Source organism: Flavobacterium sp. MR2016-29 (assembly GCF_015350695.1).
GTDB lineage: Bacteria > Bacteroidota > Bacteroidia > Flavobacteriales > Flavobacteriaceae > Flavobacterium.
In genome coordinates this window covers 258,839-281,061 of sequence record NZ_JADKPU010000006.1, presented here as the reverse complement: position 1 = coordinate 281,061, position 22,223 = coordinate 258,839, and the positions used below count along the sequence as shown (strand labels likewise).

Sequence of the window (22,223 nt, the reverse complement as noted above, 5' to 3'; positions counted from 1 at the left end):
ATTTTCAACCAATTCATTTTGTTTAAAATAAAACCTTTGCCAAAATTTAAATTTTGGCAAAGGTTTTTTGTTGATTTAAATCGCTAAGAAAAAAATAAAAGCTACAATTTTATAATTCTTAATTGTGTTGTTGTTGGATTTTCACTACTAGAAATTTCGTAAATACTTTTTTGGTTCAGCTTGTCATTTAGTGTAATTCTAAATTTAAAACCAGTAAGATTTTTTCCTGTACCACGAATGATTAGGCCTCCATAATCAAAAAATCGCATAGGAAAAATATTCGAACTCCAATTCACCTTTTTATCATCTGAGGATATTGCAATTATTTCAGCCGGAATTCCGTTGTTTTTTAGTTCGACATAAAAGCCTGTTGTGTCAAAATTACTGTCTGAAACAACTAAATTAGGCGATTTTAACCTTATAATATCTTCAATAAATCTGCCTTCTAATTGAGGCACTCTAATTAATCCATCAAAAGTTTCCTTATCATCTTCATAGTAATTTGGGGATTCTTCATATTTGCTTAAAATCATTTTGAGCAAATCTGTTTTGGTAAGGGTAACTTTATCTAAACTATCTTTTGCAACTGTAAATTTATTTTCAAGTAACGAAGGATTAAAACTTTCATTTTCATTCAAATTTAAAATTGAAAATTCAATAGATGCATTTGAGATCTTATCTGCTTTTAAAAATTTAGTTCGTCCGTCATATCTTCCGCTTTTAAGCTGTAAAACGGTGTTAGAATCTATAACTTTTAGTGCGTCCAGAATAATTGCTTTATTTTCTTCAAATGTCCTCTGTGCAGCTTCGTGATATCTATCTTTTTCTTGTTTTTCTTCCCACAAAGTTGCTGTGTAGATTAAAAATACTGCTAATGGAAACAGCATAAAATAATATCCGCCCTTAATTCCTGTCTTTTTCTCTTTGTAAACCTGCGTTTCTGAAATAGAATCATGCCAATCTGCCTTAAATAAAAACGAGAGCGAATCTAACGGAATACTTCTGGATAAGGTTCTTTTAAAAATACCCGAAGCTGTTGGTTTCAAACCTTCATAATCTGCAACTCTGCTTTCGGTCAAAAATTTTGCTGGTGTTGCGTTATAAAGAGCTTCAAAAACAAAATAAAATAAAGTCCTAAAGACAAAGACAATAATGGCAAAGGTTACCTGCTGACTAAACTGCGTTCCGAAATTTTCTAAAATTTGATGAAAAAAAGGCACTCGCATTAAAAGATCTAAAAATTGAAATCCCATTAATCCAAAAACGGCCGAATCGATTATAAGATGCAGTAAACGTTGCCATTTATTTGTTTCAAAATATGAAATTTCAGTTGACTCCGTATAAACAAAAGTTTCATAATCCAATTCTTTTAGTTTATTCAAATATTGCATGCTTTTGTATAAAAAATAAAGCATAAATAATGTTACAGCCAATGAGCCTAAAGAAATTAAAATATCTTTTACAGCAGCGTTTTTAATATAATTAAAAACATGATAAAGACGTATCAGCAAAAAAAAACAATGTTCTACAAACAAAACCGAAAATATAAAACGCAAAAGTCGGGTTTCTTTTTCTTTGGAAACATAATAAGCAATACCGCCCACAAAAAGGAAGAAACTAAAAAACAATCTTAGCCAGTTTCCTTCGAACCACAAAAATTCGCGACCTGTAGATATATTATAACTAATGTAATCCAAAATGGAGAATAATAGCGAATCATAATCTCTGTAAAATCCGAGTATGAGACCAATAGTAGAAAGCAATAATGCAAAAAGTGTAATTTTCTTATACATAAATAGGTTTTTGGTTTTTTTCAAAAATAGCAATTTTATTGAGTAATTTTTAAAATTAATACTATTAAAACACATTTAAAATCAGGTCAAAAACAGCACTTATTTTATCTAATAAATGAATAGACTATGTATTAAAAAAATACATAAATATTTTTTTATCCTTTTACTTTTAAAATGAAAAAACACTATTTTAGCCGTACCCAAAAACAACTGATTAACCTATGAAAAATTTAAAAAAGCACGCCTTTTTGGCTTTAATGCTATGTTTGATTATTCCTTCAATATCTAATTCTCAAACAAATTCTACGCCTGTAGCAATGCCTACGCAACAAAATAAAATTATTGTCGACAAAATTATCGAAGCGGCACATTACAAAAATTATGTTATTGATTTTTGCTTGTCTAAAATAAATGAAGCTTCTGCAAAAGAAGGCTGGAACGATCAAAAAGCAATGGAAATAACAGAAAGCATCAACTACAAAAACTTTAGAGATGCCATTTATAATATGTTCGCATTTTATGATGAAGTTGAACTGGAAACTTTATTAAAAGCGTATGAAAAAGATACTGCTTACCAAAGTACAAATGTTATGATTGCCAATAAAGCACTTGCAAATAATCTGAATATTTTTGCAAATGATATTGTGAAGGGAAAGTATATTTCTAAATAAAAGTCAGCAAGGTTCAAAGGCACAGAGGAACAGAGACATAGAGGTTCAAAGGTTTTAGATTAAAACCTTTGAACTTTTTATTTTTATCAAACTCAAACCTGAAACCTGAAATAAAACAAACTTGAAACTTTTCTATCCTTTTGGTTTAAAAATCAATTTAGTAGAAGTTTTTATGATTTCGTCCTTATTCAATTTCATTTTTCTGAATTTTCCAGCATTAAACATTTCTGCTTGATCGTCATAATGTTTGCTGAATGGATTTCCAGATTGTCCCGTCGGAATAATGCTCCAGCTGTTTTCGATATCAGAGAAATCGACAATTCTTCTGGTTGATGGTCCGCCTTTTACATAATACTTTCCTTCTTCGTTAAATCCGAAAAACTGATTATTGATTACTTCATTTGAGCCGGGCGCTGCGAAAGGACCAACGTTGAATAATTTGCGCAAAGCTGCAATTTTACCTAACGGATGTTCGTGTTCAACTGTGTGTACTTTTTCCCAATTCCATTGAGAAATATCATTTCCTATTTGTTCCTGAAGCGCTTTTACAGCTTCATGAAACGATTTATTAACAATATCGTTTCTGGTTTCTTTTATATTTTTAGTTTTAATATTATCCCACCAAACTGAATTTTCTTTTTCAATTTGTCTCGCAATAATTTGTTTCCCAATGTGCGTTCCTAGAAATAAAGTAAAGTTTTCCTCGCCCATTTCGTCTTGAAAAGTATTTTTTAGATACAAATAAATCCATTTATTGTAAATTGTTGGCCCAACATCTTGTAGATTGGTTGTTCCTTTCCAGGATTTTAAAGTCGACAGCACCTTTTTTTCTTCACTTGAAAGCAACGCAGTGTTTACATTCGAAACCAAACTTTGAACTACTTGCGGCGCGACTGGCGATGTATTATCAAAAATCATTTTACTTATGGCTTCTTTATCCCAATCTGATTTTGAATCCATTAAACTTGAGATTCTCTTCGCACGATCTTCAGGCAAATAATAGCCCGGATACAAATAACCGTCAACAGCTTCCGGCTGATTGTTAGCAGAATATACATAACCCCATTTCGGATTTTCGGCTGACGGATTTTTAGAAAAATCTAAATACTCCGTAATATCATCTTTTCCGCTCGTGCCATCTAAAATCAAAAACGAATTCACACCTTTATTGTGTTTGTACAATTTTCCGGTTGCCCACCAAGCGACATTTCCTTTGGCGTCGCCATACATAACATTCAGCCCCGGCGCAGCAACTAACTGCACGGCTTTTCTAAATTCGTCTTTGCTTTTTGCATGCGAAAGTCCGTAAACTGCATCAAGAATCTGAATAGGCTGCTGCGTGTAAATCCAAGACATTGCTATCGGATTTTTTTTATCCAAGCGTTCAATTAAATCATTCATAATGGGTCCGTGTCGGCTTGATTTTACAGTCAAAACAACATCAGAAGTATCCTTAACTTTTATTGTTTTTTTTCTGATTTTATAATTTGCAAAACCCGCTGGTGTTTGATATTGATTTACATCTCCAGCTTTATTTTTTTCCTGATAAAAATCGATATCATCGTTTTCGAACATGGTCAAACCATATGCATAATTGCGGTTATGAGCCAATAACGGAAATGGAGTTCCGGCCAAATAACAGCCGTACAATTCAAAATTTGGTGCGACTAAATGTGCTTCATACCAAGTTGCCGGCTGCGAAAACCCAATATGCGGATCATTCGCAAAAATTACTTTCCCGCTCTTTGTCTTCGTTGGTCCGGCAACCCAGCTGTTGCTGCCAACAAATGGAGGAATCGGAGATGTGTCCAGCAAACTTGCAACCGATTTTGCGATCGCACTATATTCGTCGATATTGTCTTTTGAGCTTTTAATTTTGGTTGTATTAAATTCGCCATCAATTCCTAAATCTTTCAGATACTCAGCTCCGTATTTATTTTTAATTTCTGTCAATAACGGATCTGTTTTTTGAGCCATTGCAAAACTGAAAGACATATATCCAAAAATATTATAAACATCCTTTATTGTGAATTTTTCTTTTTTTACGCCAACCAACGTAAATTCAATTGGTGTAGGACCTTCTTCTAAATATTGATTTATTCCATCTAAATACGCCAAAGTCAATTGATAACTCGGACTATTTTTATCTAATTTGGCTATGGCTTTCGCCGAAGCTTCTTCAATACCAATTCCGGAGAAAAACTTATCATTTTTAAGCGCAACAGATCCGAAGATTTCTGATAATCTTCCGGGCGCAATTCTGCGGAGCAATTCCATTTGCCATAATCTTTCCTGCGCATGTACATAACCTAAGGTGGTCATGGCATCTTTTTCTGAATGGGCATAAATATGAGGAACACCAAAATCATCAAAATAAACGGTGGTTTCATTTACAAGGTTTTTTAATTTCAGTTCTCCTTCATATTTGGGTTTTAAATGAAAAATATAAGCACATAAACCAATTCCTAAAACTACAATCAAGACCAATAAAACCAGCAGTATTTTTTTAATTTTTCTCATATTCAAAAAAAGTATAACAATATCAAATTTGTAATAATGTAATTTATAACTTAAATCCTGTAAGTGACTTAGTTTTTTAAAGTCTAAATTTATGTATTTAAAATCAATACAATAAATGTCAGTCTATAAAAAAATAATAATCGGCGTAATTTCTCTTTTTCTAATTGTGATTTTGGCTAATATTGGCTTGAATTATTGGATTAAAAAACAGCTTCCTATTATTATTCATGAGAAAAACAAAACAGCTTACAACATCAATTATGAAAAAATTGAAGTTTCGCTTCTTTCTCGAAACATCTACGCAACGACATTATTGGTAAGTCCAAAAAATCAGCCGAAAGACAGTAAAAACGGACTCTTTTCTAAAATTGAATCAATTACCATAAAACATTTTAATATTTGGGATTTAGCTTTTCGAGATGTTATTCAGGCAGAAAGCATTATCATTAATAAACCTCGCGTCATTTTATATAAAAAAGGCGAAAAACTTTTAAACAACAGCAAAAGTATTAAAAGCGAAATCATCGAGCCTTTCCGCAAAATTGTTGCAGTTTCAAACATTTACTTAAATGACGGAACTGTCGATGTTGTTTCTTTAGATACCGAAAAACCAATTTTCAGCGTTAAAAAAATCATTTTAAAATTAGAAGGCATTTTAATAACAGATGCGACTCTGAAAGAAAAAATTCCGATTCAATACAAAACTTACGCTTTAGTTATTGATAGTTTATTTTACAGACCAAGTGCGTTTTATCATATTAATATTGGTAAAATAGCAACTGAAAAAAACTTTTTAAAAATCAACAATTTCTCTCATATCCCTCAATTTAATAGACGCGATTTTATTAAAAAACTGGATAAGGAAAAAGATATTTATACACTGAAATTTGACTCAGCACAAGTAAAAAAAATGGATTGGGGATTCAAGAGCGATCGTTTTTACTTTAAGGCAAATGCTCTTATTATAAATCATTTCAACGCCAATATTTACCGCGGAAAAATGCCTAAAGACGATTTGAGCAAAAAATATTTGTACAATCATTTATTGCGAAATATTAAATTTCCGCTTCAAATTGACACTTTGCAAGTTTTGAAATCAAAATTGGTTTACGAAGAAGAAATAGATTTTTCTAAAGGACCAGGAGTTTTGAACTTCGATAAATTCAATTTGAGAGCCATTAATCTTCGAAGCGGTTTTGGTTTGAAAAAAACCAATGATGTTAAGATTAAAGTGAATTGCATTTTCATGAAAACTTCGCCTTTAAATGTTGATTGGAGTTTTAATGTTCTGGACAAAAAAGACAGTTTTCATATTCAGGGCGTTATTTCGAATTTTGACGTTAGAGCAATGGGGCAATTCAGCAAGCCTTATATGAACGCTTCGTTTACTGGAGTCTTTAATAAATATCGATTTAATTTTTACGGAAACGATAATATCTCAAAAGGAAATGCTTCTCTCGATTACGACGATCTTAAAGTCAAATTATACAAAAAGAAACATCCTGAAAAAGAGGCTAAACTTAAATCAGCAATCGTTAATTTACTTGTCAAAAATGACTCGAAAGACAAAGCAAAAACTGCCGATGTTGAACTGGAAAGAATTCAGGAAAAATCATTTTACAACTTTTTATGGCGAAGCATTGCCGAATCTTTGAAGAAGATTCTGATATAACATTCTTTCTAACAATTTACAAACCTGACAATTATCAGCTTTTACGAAAATCCTTTTTTCAATATTTGTTTTTATTTTAAAATGAAAACAAATGACAAAACCATCTCTACACACTTTTCATATTCCTGTAATGGGGCTCGCATATACCATTGACAGCCCAATTCGAGTAGCACAATACGGAATTTCATCTGTTATTTCTATTGCTGATGATGATTTAATTGAGAAGATGCGCAATTTTTACAGCACCAAATTCAATTTTCCATACGAAGAAATAACTCAGAAATTTCACGATTATCGAGCTGAACGAATTACATCTTACCTAAATTTAGTTGATAAAATCGTAAAACAGAAATTCGAAAGCTTTAAAACAGAACTTGCAGAAAGCAAAACTGCTTTAGAAAATTTCATGGCAATCCTTCCTAATTCTTCAGACATAAAAAAAGGTTTTCAAAATTTATTAGAAGATGGGATTTCTTTTAAAGAAAACATTCAAAACTATGTCGAATCTCACTTTTCTCCCGGCGCAATTGATGTAAATATCATGACGAAATTAGATAAAGATAATTTCATTAAAAACGAACAATTGCCAATTCAATTTAATGATGCTCATGCTGCATTAAGAGGTTTTGCAAACAGTAATTTAGAATCATCTGTAGTTCTTTCGGCAGGAATGAATCCGAGGCTTTACAGTTATTTTGAAAATTTTAATGATTTTTATCCGAATGAAAAAAATCAACTAAAAAAGAAAATCATTCTAAAGGTAAGCGACTTTCGATCGGCTATGATTCAGGGAAATTTTTTAGCCAAAAAAGGGCTTTGGGTTTCAGAATACCGAATCGAATCAGGATTAAACTGTGGCGGACACGCTTTTGCAACTGAGGGACTTTTATTGGGAACAATTTTAGAAGAATTTAAGCAGAAAAAACAAGAGTTGGTACAATCTGCGCACGAATTGATGGTAAAAGTTTTACAGCAAAAAAAGCATGCTTTTCCAGAAAACCCTTTAGATTTAAGAATCACCGTTCAAGGAGGTGTTGGAACTGCAGAAGAACATGATTTTTTACTAGAAAATTATAACGTCGATTCCGTTGGCTGGGGTTCACCTTTTTTATTAGTTCCTGAAGCTACATCTGTCGATCAGGAAACTAGAAATTTACTGATGAATGCTAAAGAAGAAGATCTGTATTTAAGTCATATTTCACCTTTGGGAGTTCCGTTTAATACCGTAAAAGGCACTTCAAACGAAATTTTAAAACAAAAAAGAATTCAAGAAAACAAAGCAGGAAGTTCTTGTCCAAAAAGATTCCTTGCTTTAAGCAAAGAATACGACTCTCAAGGCATTTGTACCGCTTCAAAAAAATATCAAGATCTAAAATTAGAAGAATTAGAAACCAAAAAAGATTTACTTTCAGAATCATGTTATGAAAAGACGAAGACACAAATTACTGAAAAATCATGTTTGTGCGTTGGTTTAGCAAATGCTTCTTATTTAGAAAACAACATTAAAACAAAAGGACAGGCTCAAGGCGTTGTAATTTGTCCCGGACCTAATATGGCTTATTTTAACCAAGAAGTTTCTTTAAAAGAGATGTTACAGCATATTTACGGCAACATTTCTATCTTAAAAGAAAACGATCGTCCAAACTTATTCGTAAAAGAATTAAAAATGTATGTTGATTATTTTAGAAATGAAATTGAAACGCTTTCTGACGAAGCGACTCCGAATCAAATTAAAAAATGGAATACTTTTAAAACAAATCTTTTAAGTGGAATTGAATATTATCAAACTTTATTTTCATCCATTTTCTATTTTAAAAATGATGAAGAAAAAATTAAAAAAGCATTCAATTTTTATAAATCAGAATTAGAAACCATAAAAATACCAACTTTGGAATTAGTATAAAAAAACAAATCCCCGACTCAGAAACTGAATCGGGGATTTTATATTTAGAGTAGTTGTTACTGTTTCTTTTTGCTTCCGTCAATAATAGCACCTGTTCCTGCTCCAACTCCAGCTCCGGCTAAACCACCAATAATGGCACCTTCACCTTTTTTCTTGCTAATGATCGCACCAGTTGCAGCTCCTACTCCAGCACCAATTACAGCACCTTTAGCAGTTGAACTCCAACCTTTCTTTTTTGTTGTAGTGGTAGTCGAAGTTGCCGTTCCGTCAGCTTGTTGATGAACTACTACAACTTTTTGAGCTTCAACTTTTTCTTTTTCTGCTTGTACATTCGCCATTTCAGTCTTCATTGAATCAATAACACGCTGTTTGTCAATTTCAACTTTCATTGAGTCAATACTGGCTTGTTTTGCTCTGTTAAGATCTTCTTTTCCTTGATTTTGACAAGAAACGATTGTTAAGGCCGCGAATAAAATATATAAGGCTTTCATGATTGTAGTTTTAAAAATTGTACACTACAAAGTAAAACCGTTATATTCTATTTGAGTTACAAGATTTAGATTAAAGGTTATAGAATTTGAAGATATTTTATTTATTTTTTTGTTACTTTCCTAAAATTCCTTTTTTAAGAATTTGTCCAAAGTCATACATATCTTCATATGAACAATATAACGGAACTGGTGCAAGACGAATTACATTAGGTTCTCGCCAATCTGTAATTACTCCGTTTTTCATTAAATAATCAAATAGACTTCTGCCTTCTCCGTGTAAAAATACGGATAACTGCGACGCTCTTTCTTCAGGATTAGAAGGAGTTATGATTTCGAAATTGCCTTTAACTTCTTTATCAATTTCATGCAGGATAAATTCTAAGTAAGAAGTAATATGATCTCTTTTTTCAATTAAAGCATCCATTCCAACTTCAGCAAACATTTCTACCGACGCTAAATATGGCGCTAAAGAAAGTACCGGTAAATTACTAATTTGCCATCCACCTGCTCCGTGAACCGGATCAAAATTTGGTTCCATTTTAAAACGGCGTTCTTTATTATGTCCCCACCATCCAGCAAAGCGAGGCAAATCATAATCGTTGTGATGTCTTTCATGAACGAAAACTCCAGAAGCATTTCCTGGTCCTGAATTCATGTATTTATAACTGCACCAAGCAGCGAAATCTACATTCCACTCGTGAAGATTTAATTTTATGTTTCCAGCCGCGTGCGCCAAATCCCAGCCTACTTTTGCACCGGCTTTTTGTCCGGCTTGAGTAATAGTTTTAATATCGAAAACTTGTCCGGTATAATAGTTTACGCCGCCAATTAAAACCAAAGCCAGTTCGTCTCCAACTTCTTCAATTTTTGCTAAAACATCTTCTAAGCGAATATTATGTTCGCCTTCTCGTCTTTTAATTTCGACAATTGCATCTTCGGGTTTATATCCATGAAAATGAACCTGACTCTGAAACATATATTGATCTGATGGAAAAGCTTTTTCTTCGCAGATAATTTTGTAACGTTTGCCTTTAGGCTGATAAAAAGAAACCATCAATAAATGAAGATTTACAGTCAAAGTATTCATTACGGTAACTTCCGATGGCAATGCTCCAACAATTTTACTCAACGGTTCAGCAAATCTTTCCTGATAATCCCACCAAGGTTTTTGAGCATAAAAATGACCTTCGACAGCAAGTTCTGCCCAGTCATTCATTACTTCATCGATATAAGCTTTAGTACGTTTTGGCTGTAATCCAAGTGAATTTCCTGTAAAATAAATAACGCGTTTGTCATTCACTTTAGGGAAAATAAATTGATCTTGATAATGATTTAACGAATCTTGTGAATCGAGTTGTTTCGCGAATTCGCGTGTATTTTGAAAAGTCATTGTGTTTTTGTTTTGACTGCTAAAATAACAAATTTTGTTTGTTTTGTTTCAGGTTTCAGGTTTCAAGTTGATATGCTTTGTGTGTTTAACCGCAAAGCGCGCAAAGATTTTTATCAAGGTTGACGTTTACAAACGCTAAGTTCGCAAAGCTTTGCGTTCTTTAGCACTTGGCAAACACAAACTGAGCAAAAATCTTTGCGCGCTTTGCGGTTAATCTGCAGAAAGAACTTGAAACCTGAAACTTGAAACAAAACTATAAAAACAGAAAACCCGACAGCTTCTAAAAATACTGTCGGGTTTCTTTATAATATAAAATTCGAATTAGATGATTAACATAGCATCTCCGTAAGAATAGAATTTATATTCTTCTTTGATAGCTTCATCGTAAGCTCTTTTCATTAAATCATGACCACAGAAAGCAGAAATCATCATTAACAATGTAGATTTTGGCGTGTGGAAATTTGTAATCATACAGTTTGCGATACTAAAATCGTGAGGAGGAAAAATGAATTTATTTGTCCATCCTTCATAAGGATTTAAAGTATTTTGAGAAGAAACTGAACTTTCAATAGCACGCATAGAAGTTGTTCCTACTGCACATATACGTTTTTTCTTTGCTTTTGCTTCGTTAACGATATCGCAAGCTTCTTGTTTGATGATCAATTCCTCAGAATCCATTTTGTGTTTAGACAAATCTTCAACCTCAACCGGATTAAAAGTTCCTAAACCAACGTGAAGCGTAACCTCAGCAAAATTTACTCCTTTGATTTCTAATTTTTTCAAAAGGTGTTTTGAAAAGTGTAAACCAGCAGTTGGCGCCGCAACAGCTCCTTCTTCTTTTGCATAAATCGTCTGGTATCTTTCAGCATCTTCAGCAGTTACTTCTCTGTTGATGTATTTAGGAATTGGAGTTTCTCCAAGTTCTGTCAATTTATTTCTGAATTCTTCGTAAGAACCGTCATATAAAAAACGTAAAGTTCTACCACGAGAAGTTGTGTTGTCGATTACCTCAGCAACTAACGAATCGTCATCTCCGAAATAAAGTTTATTTCCGATACGGATTTTTCTAGCCGGATCAACTAAAACGTCCCAAAGACGTTGCTCTGAATTTAATTCTCTTAATAAGAAAACTTCAATCCTTGCTCCTGTTTTTTCTTTGTTTCCGTACAAACGCGCCGGAAAAACTTTTGTATTGTTAAGAATTAAAACGTCTCCGTCATCAAAATAATTGATAACATCTTTAAACATTTTATGTTCTATAGTTTGCTTTGCACGGTCAATTACCATTAAACGAGACTCATCTCTGTTTTCTGCTGGAAATTCCGCTAAAAGTTCTTTTGGTAAATTAAATTGAAAATGTGATAATTTCATATTTGAATTGTTGATTTTAAAGTGTAGATCTTAGATTTTATATCTAAAATTATAAATCGTGTGCAAATATACGATTGTGAGATAGGCGTTGTCAAGTGTTTTGCTGTTTATTTTCAAAAGTAGCTGATTTAGTGGCGTTTCGACAACATCAAAAAACTGTTTTTCATCATATAAGTGATATAAGTGCATCTAATTTGGATGCTTTAAAAAATTGATGGTGTTTTTATTTGGCTAAAGCCGAAAAATCTAAACATAAAAAACCCCTAGTTAAAACCAGGGGCTATTCTAATTATGCTCATTTATTTAAATGAACTTATATCACTTATATGGTTCAACATTTTTTACAATTCGGAAACTTCGAAATTTAATTCTTTTAAATCATTCCAGAAATCAGGATATGACTTAGAAACTACTTCAGCATTTTCTATAATAATTGGCACTTTTAATGCCAATGGTGCAAATGCCATTGCCATACGGTGATCGTTATATGTTGCAATTTTTACATTATGATTAATGTTTTCTGAGGCTACTAAAGTCAGACTATCATTGGTTACCGAGATATTGGCTCCTAATTTTGTAAGTTCAATTCGAAGTGCTTCCAAACGGTCAGTTTCTTTGATTTTTAAAGTATGAAGCCCTGTTAAATGACAGCCAATCCCTAAACCTAAACAAGTTACGACAATTGTTTGCGCAATATCAGGCGTATTGTTCAATTCGAAATTTACATCTTCAAATTTAAAATCAGCTTGCTTTACCAAAGTCATTTTATTTCCTTCAAAAGTAGTCTGAACTCCTAATTTTTGATACAATGAAATCAATTCAGAATCACCTTGTAAACTATTTTCTTTGTAACTGCTTAAAGTGATTGATGCAGTATCGGCCAAAGCCACTAAACTGAAAAAGTAAGAGGCAGAACTCCAATCTGATTCTACTACCATTTCTTTTGATGCTACTTCTGCTTTTGGATGCACTTTAATTACATTTCCTTCAAAACTGGTTTGAATATCCAGATCCTTTAACAAAGCCAAAGTCATTTTGATATACGGAATTGAAGTAATTTCTCCTTCTAAATTCAGTTCTAAACCATTTTGTAATTTTGAAGCCACTAATAAAAGTGCCGAAATGTATTGACTGCTTACATTTGCTGCCAATGTTACTTTTGAAGCCGTAACTTTTTTTCCTTTGATTCGAATTGGCGGATATCCTTCTTCTTTTTCATAAGAAATCTCCACTCCCAATTGTCCTAAAGCTTCAACTAAAATTTTTATCGGACGTTCCTGCATTCTGCTTGAACCTGTCATGACAACTTCTCTTCCTTCATTTACTGCAAAATAAGCAGTTAAAAAACGCATTGCTGTTCCTGCGTGGTGTATGTCTACGATTTCTTCGTTACCAATTAATGCTTTTTGCATTACTTCGCTGTCATCAGAATTAGATGTATTGGCTAAAGTAATATTTGGAAACAAAGCTTTTAATAATAATAATCGATTGGTTTCGCTTTTTGATCCCGTTACTGCAATTTGTCCTTGTAAATTATGTTGAGTTGTCTGGAGTAGTAAATTCATTTTTTTAATTGTAAGTTGTAAATTGAATTATGAATGATTAGAAAACGTAATTCAGCTCCGCAATTTACCACTCCCTGCTCATAATTCAAAATTCAAAACTCATAATTCAAAACTTATGAGTGATATTTCACAATTATTTTAATTTATCGTTGTTTTTGTGACGGTCTTTATCTCGAACCGATTTTAAATCCATTTTTTTATCAAATGCAGCTTGCAAGTCGATTCCGGTTTGATTGGCAAGACATAAAACCACGAAAACAACATCGGCTAATTCTTCTCCTAAATCTTTATTTTTATCGCTTTCTTTTTCAGATTGTTCTCCGTAGCGACGTGCAATGATACGGGCAACTTCACCTACTTCTTCCGTAAGTTGTGCCATATTGGTTAATTCGTTAAAATAGCGAACACCGTGTTCTTTTATCCAGGTATCTACATCAAGCTGTGCATTTTTCAAATCCATAGTTATATTTTTTTAAGAATAATTTTTTCGTTTTGACTGGCAATCATTTTCTGAAAAAGATCTTTTAATCCATTATAATCTTCAGCTGCAAAAATACTATTGTTAATTTCTTTTACACTGCTAATTTGAATTTTGTTTCCTTGATTTAAAACATTTAAGGTATATATTATTTCTTTATTTTCAGATGCAATTCTAATTGGAGTCGGCATTGCTTCTATTTGATATCCTTCAGGAATATCCAAAGTCACATTAAATCGTTCTTGGGTTGGGTATCCGAAATAAATCCCCATTTGTCTTTTTTCCTGACTAAAAGGATTTTTCGATCTGGTAAAAAAAAGTAACGGGTTAACGAATATTTTTCCTCCAATAATTTCAATTTGGTTATCTGATGAAAACTCAAAAGTTTCAATTATAGGATTTGACAAATTTGTGTTTTTATTTTCAACAACATAATTTGAGATTTTTAAATCTCCCAGTTGTCCTCCATATTTGTCAAGATAATCTTCTTGGCTTCTATTGGCATTTTTAATCCTAAAATTATAAGCATCATAATCTGTTCTCTGAATTCTGATCTTTCCTTCAACTTTTCCAAAAGCATCCATTTTGGCTATTACACTTGAAAATTCTTTAGATAAATTATCTGTATCCAAATTTATTTCTAGAGAAGTTCCATCTTTTTTGATCAATCTACCTTTCCAGTTTAAAACATCTAATGGCAAAATATTTGGTGAAGTAAATTTATGCGAAGCGTCGAGCAAAATTTGCTTTCCATCAATTTGCGCAGCAGCAATAACATAATTAAAACCCGTTCTTGTCGGGTAAACTGGTACGCCATTTTCAATAGTACTTACTAAAACGGGGTTAGCATCAACCCCTCCTAATTTCAGCATATTGATTAAGATGAAATTAATTTCCGCGACATTTCCTGTTTGATCTGCGTATGCTTTTACAATTCCTTTATCCGTATAATAACTCTTTTCTTCATTCCAATTCATTTTATTCTGAACGAACTTAAAAACAATATTCATTCTTTCATTCAACGATTCTACACCATTCAATAATCGTTTAACATCTTCTATTAAAAAGTTCTTTTCATTTAATTCTTTTCCGAAACTTTCATCTTTAAAAATAGTAGAAGCAACACCTTCCCAAGTTATAGTATAATCTTTATCTGGCTTATCTGGATAACGAATTCTCTCTAATTCGTACTGAATACATCCTTTGTAATTCTCAATATTATTTACATAAGGCTCTTGTGCTAAAGCTGGAATATCTTTTCCTTTATAAGAAGAATTGATTTGTCTAAAAGAAAGCAAACTGGTTCGATTGTAATCATTATCAAAACTTTGATTCTTATCAACAAGTTTAGCCTCTGATTCTATTGGTAGTTTTCCAATCAAAATAGGTTTGTAAATATAAAACTCGGGAATCTCCGTTTTATATTCAAAATAATTTACAGGAATGTCATATTGAATTTCAAAATCAGGCAGTCTAACTATATTCTCTGATTTTAGTATGTATTTGTATTCGATAATAGAACCTACTTTTACGTTTGGCAATGTTATCATTTTTTCATTCCAAAATTTATTTACTTTCTTCTTAAAAGTTCCCTGATTATCTAATTTAGTTTTTACAATTGCACCATTTTCGAGATTATATGTAATGGCATTTGTAAACTCTAATCGGTCTTCGTTTAGGTTTTCATAACCTATATAAAATCGTACTTTTTGATTCGCCCAGTCAAGTCCTTCTTTTTTATAGATTTTAATTTTAAACTCGTAAACATGATTGGCCGAAAACCCAACATCTTTATTGTATGTAAAAAATGTTCTCCCTTTTTTAAATAAAATTGTGGCAGGCGCTGCTGTATCTTTTGGATTTGTTTTTTCTTGTAATTCAGTAATTGTAACTTTACCTAACTCATAGTTTTGAGCATTTATTTTCGAAAAGCAGAAAAGTAAAAAAACAACTGCAAGATTTTGAAACTTCATATTTAAATTCTTTTTAAAACTATTTTCTCTGATTGTTTTGCAAGCATTGTTTTATAATATTCCTTAAGCATTTCATATTTTTCGATTGGAAATATAGCCTCGTTGATTTGATGTATCATCGAAATCTGGATTAGGTTGTCTGTAAATGCGATATCAAACTTAAAAGCACCTAGATTATCTTCCATAACCACGGCAGTAGATTCGGGTAGATTTTCGACTGTAAAATTCTCCGGAAGCTTAATTGTTATGGTATATTTATTGCAAAAAGGAAAACCAAAATCGACTGGATACTCTCTTTTTTCCTGCTTAAACGGATTTTTTTCACTTAAGAAAAACAACATCGGATTTAAGTAAATTTTTCCACCTATTACTTCTGCTAAATTTGAACCTGTAAAAGAAAAAGATTCTGAAACTGGCAATAAAAATTCGTTTTGATTTACTCTTTTGTATTCGCTTATCTCGATATTGCTGTTTTTGTTTTCAATTTCTTCAATGTAAGCTTCTTCTTTTTCAGATGCTGTTTTTTGTCTAAAACTCAAAGCATTGTAATCAGAATATTGTCTTCTAGCCTTTCCTTCTACTTTTCCTTGTTCTGTAATTTCAAAACTCATTGTAACAAGATCATTAGAGGTTTTCTTTGGCATCAAATCTATAATGTCAGAAGTTCCGTCTTTACGAATCAATCTTCCCACCCAATTTAAATCTCTTAATGGCAAAATATTTAAAGTTGAAAATTCATCAGTTGCATCTAATAAAACATTTCCGTTTGGAGTTTCCACTGCGGCAATAACATAATTAAAAGCATCTATATTAGGAAAAAAAGTAATGCCATTAGAACGCGTACTTATCAAAACCGGATGCGCTTCTAAACCAGAATAACGCAACATTGCTGTCAACATTAAATTAATATCAGCACAATTTCCTGTCTTTTCTTTATATGCTTTTCGAACGCCTTGATCACAGCCATATCCGAAATGATTATTCCATTTTATGTTCGATTTTACATAATTTAAAATCGCTGTCATTTTATCTTCAGATTTTAATTTTGCTTGCAACAATAATTTTAAGTCTTCTTCAAAATAACCTGTTTTATTTAATTCAAGACCAAAATTTTCATATTCGTAAATTGTTTTTGCTACTGCCGACCAATTTGAAGAAAATGATTTAAATATCTGACCTGGAATTGCTATAGTTTCGAGTTCATGAGAAATAGAAGCGCGATAATTATTGATGTTATTGACATATTCTTCTTCTTTCATGGCTGGCAGATTTTGAAGCGAATAAATATTTTCGATCGCTAAATAGCCATATGTATTGGCAACTTGAGTTTTTATTTTTGGCGAAAAAAAACCAGTTGTATTTCTTTTAAATACAAATGAATCTGGAATTATCGTTTTAAACTCTGAATAATTAACTGGAATGCTTTTTTGAAAATCCCAATCGCGAATATTCAAAGCACCGCCGTAATTTTTAAATTGATATTCTATTATAGACCCTTCTCTCACATCTGGAAACGTGATCTTTTTAATCCAATAATTTTTATTGCTCTTTTCGAGAAATTCACCTTCTGGCTTTAATTTAGATTTTACAATTTTTCCATCGACCAAATTATAAGTATAAACGTCAGTTATGCTTATAGCACTTAATTTTCCCGAAGGGAAAGCAAATTGAACATTAGACAAATTATAGCCTTCTTTCTTGTAAATTTTTATCCGCATCTGAACGCTAGTTTCAGATGAGCCTGTATTTTTTATATCCACAGTTCCTTTGCTAAATAAAATAGCTGCTGAAGCTGCAGAATCAATTGGATGTTTTTTTTCCTCAAGCTCAGCAATAGTTACTTTTCCCATCTCAAAATTTTGAGCATTGATTTTTAGAAATCCAATAAATAAAAAAACAACTATTGCTAAGTGTCGGAATTTCATGTTAGATTCTTTTTAAAACAATTTTCTCCGTTTCTTTTGCAATCATTCCTTTATAATATTCTTTAAGCATTTCATATTGTTCTGTTGTTACAATTGCTTCATTGATTTGATGCGCAATACTTAACTGCAATGTATTTCCGTCAGCTGCAACATTAAATTTAAAACTGCCAATGTTATCCTGCATATTGATTATTGTACCAGTTGGCAATGTCTCAACAGCAAATCCTTCTGGAATTTTAATCGTAATATTATATTTATCTAAAAATGGAAAACCAAAGTCTACAGGATATTCTCTTATTTCTTGTTTAAACGGATTTTTCTCATTTGCAAAAAACAACATTGGGCTAACATAAATTTTTCCTCCAATAAGTTCACAAAAGTTATTCCCGGTAAATGAATACGTTTCTATAGTGGGAAGCAGAATTTCTTTTTCGTTTGTACGAACATAATCGCTTATTTCGATTTTACCGCTTTTATTCTCTAACTTTTCTAGATACTCTTCTTCTTTCAAACCATTAATTCGATCTCTAGTCATCAAGGCATTATAATCTGTACATTGCCTTCTGGTTTTGCCTGTTACTTTTCCATCAGGTTCTATACTATAACTTAGAAAAACAATATCGCTTGACGTTTTTTTAGGCATTAAATCCACCTCTTCAGAACTTCCATCTTTTCTAATTAATCGTCCGGACCAATTCAGTGTTCTGAAAGGCAAAATGTTTGGCGTCGAAAATTTATCAGATGCATCCAGTAATACATTTCCGGTTGGCGTTTCGACAGCTGCGATTACATAATCAAAAGCAGTTCGATTTGGGAACAATGCAATTCCGTTTTCACGTGTACTGACCAAAACCGGATTTGCCGTTAAACCAGCATAACGCAACATCGAAGTAAGCATTAAATTGATATCACCAATATTTCCTGATTTTTCTTTATAGGCTTTTTTTACACCATTATCACAATCATAACCGCGATAGCCATTCCATTTTACATTTGACTTTACATGGTTTAAAATTGCCCATATTTTTTCTTCAGGTGTATTTTTTCCTGCAAGCACAATTTTTAAATCATCTTCATAATATCCTGATTTATTTAATTCTGGGCCAAAGCTGTCGTATTCATAAATGGTTTTTGCAACAGAATTCCAATCTGCTGAATACATTTTCATTGGTGAATTTGGAAATTTTGTCATAGACAATTCATGCTGAATACTCGAAACATAATTATCCATATTATTTACATAAGCCTCATCTTTCATCGCAGGAAAATCTTGCGCTATGTAGGTTGTTTGCGTTTCAATATAATCTACTTTTTCAGTCGAATATTCTGTTTTTACAACATGCCCGTCTGAAACTCTGTCTTTATTATTAAAAGTGATAGATCTAGGCCTTTTATCAACTGTCATTTTAGGAAAAACATAACCTTTTTGTCTCGAATTAAAAACATAATATTCAGGCACGTAAGTCATAAACTCTGAATAATTAACCGGAATACTTTTTTGAAAATCCCATTCTCTGATTAATCTGTCGCTTGGGCTTTTGATCGTATATCGATATTCAATTACTGAACCTTCTTTAACATTCGGCATTGTAATTTTTTTCCTTGCTCTAAACTTATTTACAGTTTCATCAAAAATTCCCTCGCTTTTCAGCTTTGTTTTTTCAATTTTACCATCAATCAGATTATAAGTATACGCGTCACTAAACGACACTTTTTCACTCAGATTTGTAATATTATAATACCAAACGTTTTGATTGGCCCAATCATAACCTTCTTTTTTGTAAATTTTAATTCTAGCTTCAACATCAGTCAAAGTAACAAATCCATCGCTTGGATCGTATTCGATTCTGGCTTTTCCTTTCGTATACAAGACAGCTGCCACGGCCGATGAATCTTTTGGATGCACTTTTTGTTCTAATTCGGCGATAGATACTTTTCCTAATTTAAATTCTTGCGCTGTTGTTTTTGAAACAAATAGCAGTACAATAAATAGACTAAAAAATTTAATAGATTTCATTTGGTTAGTTCTTGGTTAATATAATTTTGGCGTTGTCGTTTCTTGAAATTTGCTCCATAAAAAGACGATACTCATCGTATTCTTTGTTTGAATATTTTCCTTTATTCAAAAACATAGATCGTTTGTAAGTCAGTTTGTTATTTTCTTTTTTGATGATTTCCGTTTTATATTCACCAAACTTTCCTTTCAATTCGAAGTTTGAAGGAAGAAATTCGATTGCAAAACCAGCTGGCAGATTAATTTCAATTTCATCAGAATCTAAATAACCGCGCTGAATTTGAAACGGATTTTTTCTATTTCTGATTCTCTTGATATTTCCCGTATTCTGGTTGAAAGCATCAATAGCAAAAATCATTTTATTAGCCGAAATTGAAGCATAATTTATAGCGCTCAGCTGCACATCTTCGGTAAAACGAATGTTTTCTTTATCATTTGAAAAAGTTATTTTCCCTAATTTCAAATTATTGATATTATCCCAATATTCTTTATAATGTGCTTCTTTTTCTGTAGGCTGTAAATTTTCGATTCTGGCTTTTGAACTGTATTGAGAGCCTTCAGAAACTATTGAAATCGAACCGGAAAAATTTCCATTTTCATCTATTGAATATATCCCTTTGTCTTTTTGAGTATTACCATTGTCTTCGTAAACTTTAGTTCGAACAATTTCACCGCCTTCTGGCTTGATTACTAAAACATCTCTGTCGTCTGTAAAAGTTCCTTGATAACCAAAAGGATCATCTTGGCTTGTGCATTCCAACCACGTATAATGATTTCCGTTTGGAATAGATAGAATCATATGATTTCCCTGCATAGAAACAAAATCAGATTCGATGTTTGTTTTATAAGTGTCTCCATATAAAACGGTGTTGTAAGAAGGAACATCGACTGCTTCTAAAAGCGCTTTTGTATAATTTGTTAATGCTTTGCAGTCTCCATAACCTAACCGATCAACATCTGTGGCCAACATGGGTTTCCAACCGCCAATTCCGACCTGAATACTTACATATCTTGACTTTTTCTGTACAAAATCATAAACCAGTTTTGCTTTTTTTATCGGATCTTTTTCATCTCCTACGATTGCCTTAATTTTCGCTTTTGTTTCTGCGGGCAAATCGGTTGTGCCAGAAAGTATTTTTTCAGAATACCATTTTCCAAAGTCTGTCCAGTTTGTAGCTGTCCCGTCAACGCCTTCAAGATGAAAATGTTCTAAGCCCATCATTACTTGTGGGAAAAGTTCTTTATAAGACGGACTGTGATCTTCTTGTTTTTGCGCTAAAATATTAGCCGCAGTGTAAGAAAGCTGTGTATTGGTATCTGTATTTTTCTTGACGTTGAAATTCGAGAATTGAAATTCTTTCTTTTTGAATCCTAAATCAGTAGGATAAACAACATTTAAGATTGATTTTTCGATGCTGAAATTAAATCCTCTTAATGGCATCCATCTTGGAATAAATGCAGTTGAAGAACTTTGAACTTCGCTATTGAATTCAACTGTAAACGGATATGAAACTGGAGTATAATCTAAATAAACGTATCTGCTTTCTGAAAAAAGTGTACTTCCGCCCACAACACTTTGGTCTCTAAAATCTTTTCTTCTGATTTTTTTGATTTCCTTCCCAAATGCATCATATATGGTAGCTTCTATACTTCTAACTGTAGTCGATTTATCGTAAAATTCGTAAGCATCTGTAGCGTTAAAACCTTTTTCATTAAAGACAGTCACAACGCGATGATTTTTGACATTCATGCTTCGCTGCGACAAAATAGCAATATCAGTTTGGTCTAAACGAACAACTGCATTGGCATTTTCTTTAAGACTATCGGCAATAGTAAGGATTGAATATTCGCTCTTTTGAGCAAAAGAAATAAGGGTAAAAAAGAAAAAAAATAACGCAAAAAAAGGTTTTTTCATTAGTAAGGAATTTCTCCAAATATATATTATTTTTAGAAATTCTTAACAAACGTTTAATTATTTTTTATTCCTTGTTTTTGCTGTCCATTATGATCGTAACCGGTCCGTCATTTAACAGACTGACTTTCATATCAGCACCAAAAATTCCAGTTTGAACTTTCTTATTTAATTCTTTTTCTAAAGTTTTTACAAAATTTTCATACATCGGAATCGCGAATTCTGGTTTTGAAGCTTTTATGTACGAAGGACGATTTCCCTTTTTTGTAGAAGCATGAAGTGTAAATTGGCTTACAACAAGTATTTCACCATCAATATCTTGAACCGAGCAGTTCATAATGTCACTTTCATCTCCAAAAATTCTCATTTTAATGATTTTCCCGACCAGCCAATCAATATCTTCCTGATTATCGGAATCTTCAATTCCAACCAAAACTAATAATCCCTTTTGAATGTTGGCAACTACTTGATTATCGACAGTAACTGATGCCTGGGAAACTCTTTGAAGAACAACTTTCATAGAAATTATGAATTGTAAATGGTTA

General features: G+C 32.2%; 16 protein-coding genes. 3 read left to right on the top strand and 13 right to left on the bottom strand.

Features of this window, described 5'->3' with window-relative positions:
- Window positions 1-101 precede the first annotated feature (101 nt).
- Window positions 102-1,793 carry an RDD family protein gene (locus IR010_RS14920; RefSeq protein WP_194604947.1) on the bottom strand — a complete coding sequence of 564 codons (1,692 nt, stop codon included), beginning with the start codon at window positions 1,791-1,793 and terminating at the stop codon, window positions 102-104.
- Between the two features lie 221 nt (window positions 1,794-2,014).
- Between IR010_RS14920 and IR010_RS14915 the strand changes: the two genes are divergently transcribed.
- On the top strand, window positions 2,015-2,464 hold the full coding sequence (locus tag IR010_RS14915; protein WP_194570430.1) for a hypothetical protein: 450 nt from the start codon (window positions 2,015-2,017) through the stop codon (window positions 2,462-2,464).
- A gap of 132 nt (window positions 2,465-2,596) precedes the next feature.
- On the opposite strand, the gene IR010_RS14910 is transcribed toward IR010_RS14915, so the two are convergent.
- The gene (locus IR010_RS14910; RefSeq protein WP_194604944.1) at window positions 2,597-4,984 is read right to left on the bottom strand and encodes a penicillin acylase family protein; all 2,388 of its coding nucleotides are present in this window, start codon (window positions 4,982-4,984) and stop codon (window positions 2,597-2,599) included.
- 115 nt (window positions 4,985-5,099) lie between these two features.
- On the opposite strand from IR010_RS14910, the gene IR010_RS14905 reads away from it, so the two are divergent.
- Complete coding sequence (locus tag IR010_RS14905; RefSeq protein WP_194604941.1) at window positions 5,100-6,656, top strand: hypothetical protein; 1,557 nt, start codon at window positions 5,100-5,102, stop codon at window positions 6,654-6,656.
- Between the two features lie 91 nt (window positions 6,657-6,747).
- Entirely contained in the window at window positions 6,748-8,559 is a 1,812-nt protein-coding gene (locus tag IR010_RS14900) for a hypothetical protein (protein WP_194604938.1), read from the top strand.
- Between the two features lie 56 nt (window positions 8,560-8,615).
- Here the strand turns inward: IR010_RS14900 and IR010_RS14895 are convergent, their stop codons facing one another.
- From IR010_RS14895 to dtd, 11 genes are all read right to left on the bottom strand, one after another.
- Window positions 8,616-9,050 (bottom strand): YMGG-like glycine zipper-containing protein, encoded by a 435-nt coding sequence (locus tag IR010_RS14895; RefSeq protein WP_194570426.1) that lies wholly within the window; start codon window positions 9,048-9,050, stop codon window positions 8,616-8,618.
- A 112-nt stretch (window positions 9,051-9,162) separates the two neighbouring features.
- A complete protein-coding gene (gene kynU, locus IR010_RS14890) occupies window positions 9,163-10,440 on the bottom strand; it encodes a kynureninase (RefSeq protein ID WP_194570425.1) in 1,278 nt (425 codons plus the stop codon).
- A 321-nt stretch (window positions 10,441-10,761) separates the two neighbouring features.
- Window positions 10,762-11,811 (bottom strand): tRNA preQ1(34) S-adenosylmethionine ribosyltransferase-isomerase QueA, encoded by a 1,050-nt coding sequence (gene queA, locus IR010_RS14885; protein WP_194604934.1) that lies wholly within the window; start codon window positions 11,809-11,811, stop codon window positions 10,762-10,764.
- Window positions 11,812-11,841: 30 nt separating this feature from the next.
- Window positions 11,842-12,000 carry a hypothetical protein gene (locus IR010_RS14880; protein ID WP_194604931.1) on the bottom strand — a complete coding sequence of 53 codons (159 nt, stop codon included), beginning with the start codon at window positions 11,998-12,000 and terminating at the stop codon, window positions 11,842-11,844.
- 152 nt (window positions 12,001-12,152) lie between these two features.
- Window positions 12,153-13,376 (bottom strand): 3-phosphoshikimate 1-carboxyvinyltransferase, encoded by a 1,224-nt coding sequence (gene aroA, locus IR010_RS14875; RefSeq protein WP_194604928.1) that lies wholly within the window; start codon window positions 13,374-13,376, stop codon window positions 12,153-12,155.
- Window positions 13,377-13,509: 133 nt separating this feature from the next.
- Entirely contained in the window at window positions 13,510-13,836 is a 327-nt protein-coding gene (locus IR010_RS14870; protein ID WP_012022600.1) for a nucleotide pyrophosphohydrolase, read from the bottom strand.
- A gap of 2 nt (window positions 13,837-13,838) precedes the next feature.
- Window positions 13,839-15,827, bottom strand: coding sequence for a DUF3857 domain-containing protein (locus IR010_RS14865; protein ID WP_194604926.1), 1,989 nt, complete (start codon window positions 15,825-15,827; stop codon window positions 13,839-13,841).
- Between the two features lie 2 nt (window positions 15,828-15,829).
- Window positions 15,830-17,752: a DUF3857 domain-containing protein gene (locus IR010_RS14860; protein ID WP_194604922.1), complete on the bottom strand. Its 1,923-nt coding sequence runs from the start codon at window positions 17,750-17,752 to the stop codon at window positions 15,830-15,832.
- Window position 17,753: 1 nt separating this feature from the next.
- Window positions 17,754-19,769: a DUF3857 domain-containing protein gene (locus IR010_RS14855; protein ID WP_194604919.1), complete on the bottom strand. Its 2,016-nt coding sequence runs from the start codon at window positions 19,767-19,769 to the stop codon at window positions 17,754-17,756.
- Between the two features lie 4 nt (window positions 19,770-19,773).
- Window positions 19,774-21,681: a DUF3857 domain-containing protein gene (locus IR010_RS14850; protein WP_194604916.1), complete on the bottom strand. Its 1,908-nt coding sequence runs from the start codon at window positions 21,679-21,681 to the stop codon at window positions 19,774-19,776.
- A 64-nt stretch (window positions 21,682-21,745) separates the two neighbouring features.
- Entirely contained in the window at window positions 21,746-22,198 is a 453-nt protein-coding gene (gene dtd / locus IR010_RS14845) for a D-aminoacyl-tRNA deacylase (protein ID WP_194604913.1), read from the bottom strand.
- Between the last annotated feature and the right edge of the window lie 25 nt (window positions 22,199-22,223).

Coding starts and splice junctions, on each gene's coding strand:
- IR010_RS14850 (WP_194604916.1), bottom strand. CDS start 21,681: ATGAAAAAACCTTTTTTTGCGTTATTTTTTTTCTTTTTTACCCTTATT.
- dtd (WP_194604913.1), bottom strand. CDS start 22,198: ATGAAAGTTGTTCTTCAAAGAGTTTCCCAGGCATCAGTTACTGTCGAT.
- IR010_RS14900 (WP_194604938.1), top strand. CDS start 6,748: ATGACAAAACCATCTCTACACACTTTTCATATTCCTGTAATGGGGCTC.
- kynU (WP_194570425.1), bottom strand. CDS start 10,440: ATGACTTTTCAAAATACACGCGAATTCGCGAAACAACTCGATTCACAA.
- IR010_RS14855 (WP_194604919.1), bottom strand. CDS start 19,769: ATGAAATCTATTAAATTTTTTAGTCTATTTATTGTACTGCTATTTGTT.
- IR010_RS14915 (WP_194570430.1), top strand. CDS start 2,015: ATGAAAAATTTAAAAAAGCACGCCTTTTTGGCTTTAATGCTATGTTTG.
- IR010_RS14920 (WP_194604947.1), bottom strand. CDS start 1,793: ATGTATAAGAAAATTACACTTTTTGCATTATTGCTTTCTACTATTGGT.
- IR010_RS14880 (WP_194604931.1), bottom strand. CDS start 12,000: ATGCACTTATATCACTTATATGATGAAAAACAGTTTTTTGATGTTGTC.
- IR010_RS14910 (WP_194604944.1), bottom strand. CDS start 4,984: ATGAGAAAAATTAAAAAAATACTGCTGGTTTTATTGGTCTTGATTGTA.
- IR010_RS14905 (WP_194604941.1), top strand. CDS start 5,100: ATGTCAGTCTATAAAAAAATAATAATCGGCGTAATTTCTCTTTTTCTA.
- IR010_RS14895 (WP_194570426.1), bottom strand. CDS start 9,050: ATGAAAGCCTTATATATTTTATTCGCGGCCTTAACAATCGTTTCTTGT.
- queA (WP_194604934.1), bottom strand. CDS start 11,811: ATGAAATTATCACATTTTCAATTTAATTTACCAAAAGAACTTTTAGCG.
- IR010_RS14870 (WP_012022600.1), bottom strand. CDS start 13,836: ATGGATTTGAAAAATGCACAGCTTGATGTAGATACCTGGATAAAAGAA.
- IR010_RS14865 (WP_194604926.1), bottom strand. CDS start 15,827: ATGAAGTTTCAAAATCTTGCAGTTGTTTTTTTACTTTTCTGCTTTTCG.
- aroA (WP_194604928.1), bottom strand. CDS start 13,376: ATGAATTTACTACTCCAGACAACTCAACATAATTTACAAGGACAAATT.
- IR010_RS14860 (WP_194604922.1), bottom strand. CDS start 17,752: ATGAAATTCCGACACTTAGCAATAGTTGTTTTTTTATTTATTGGATTT.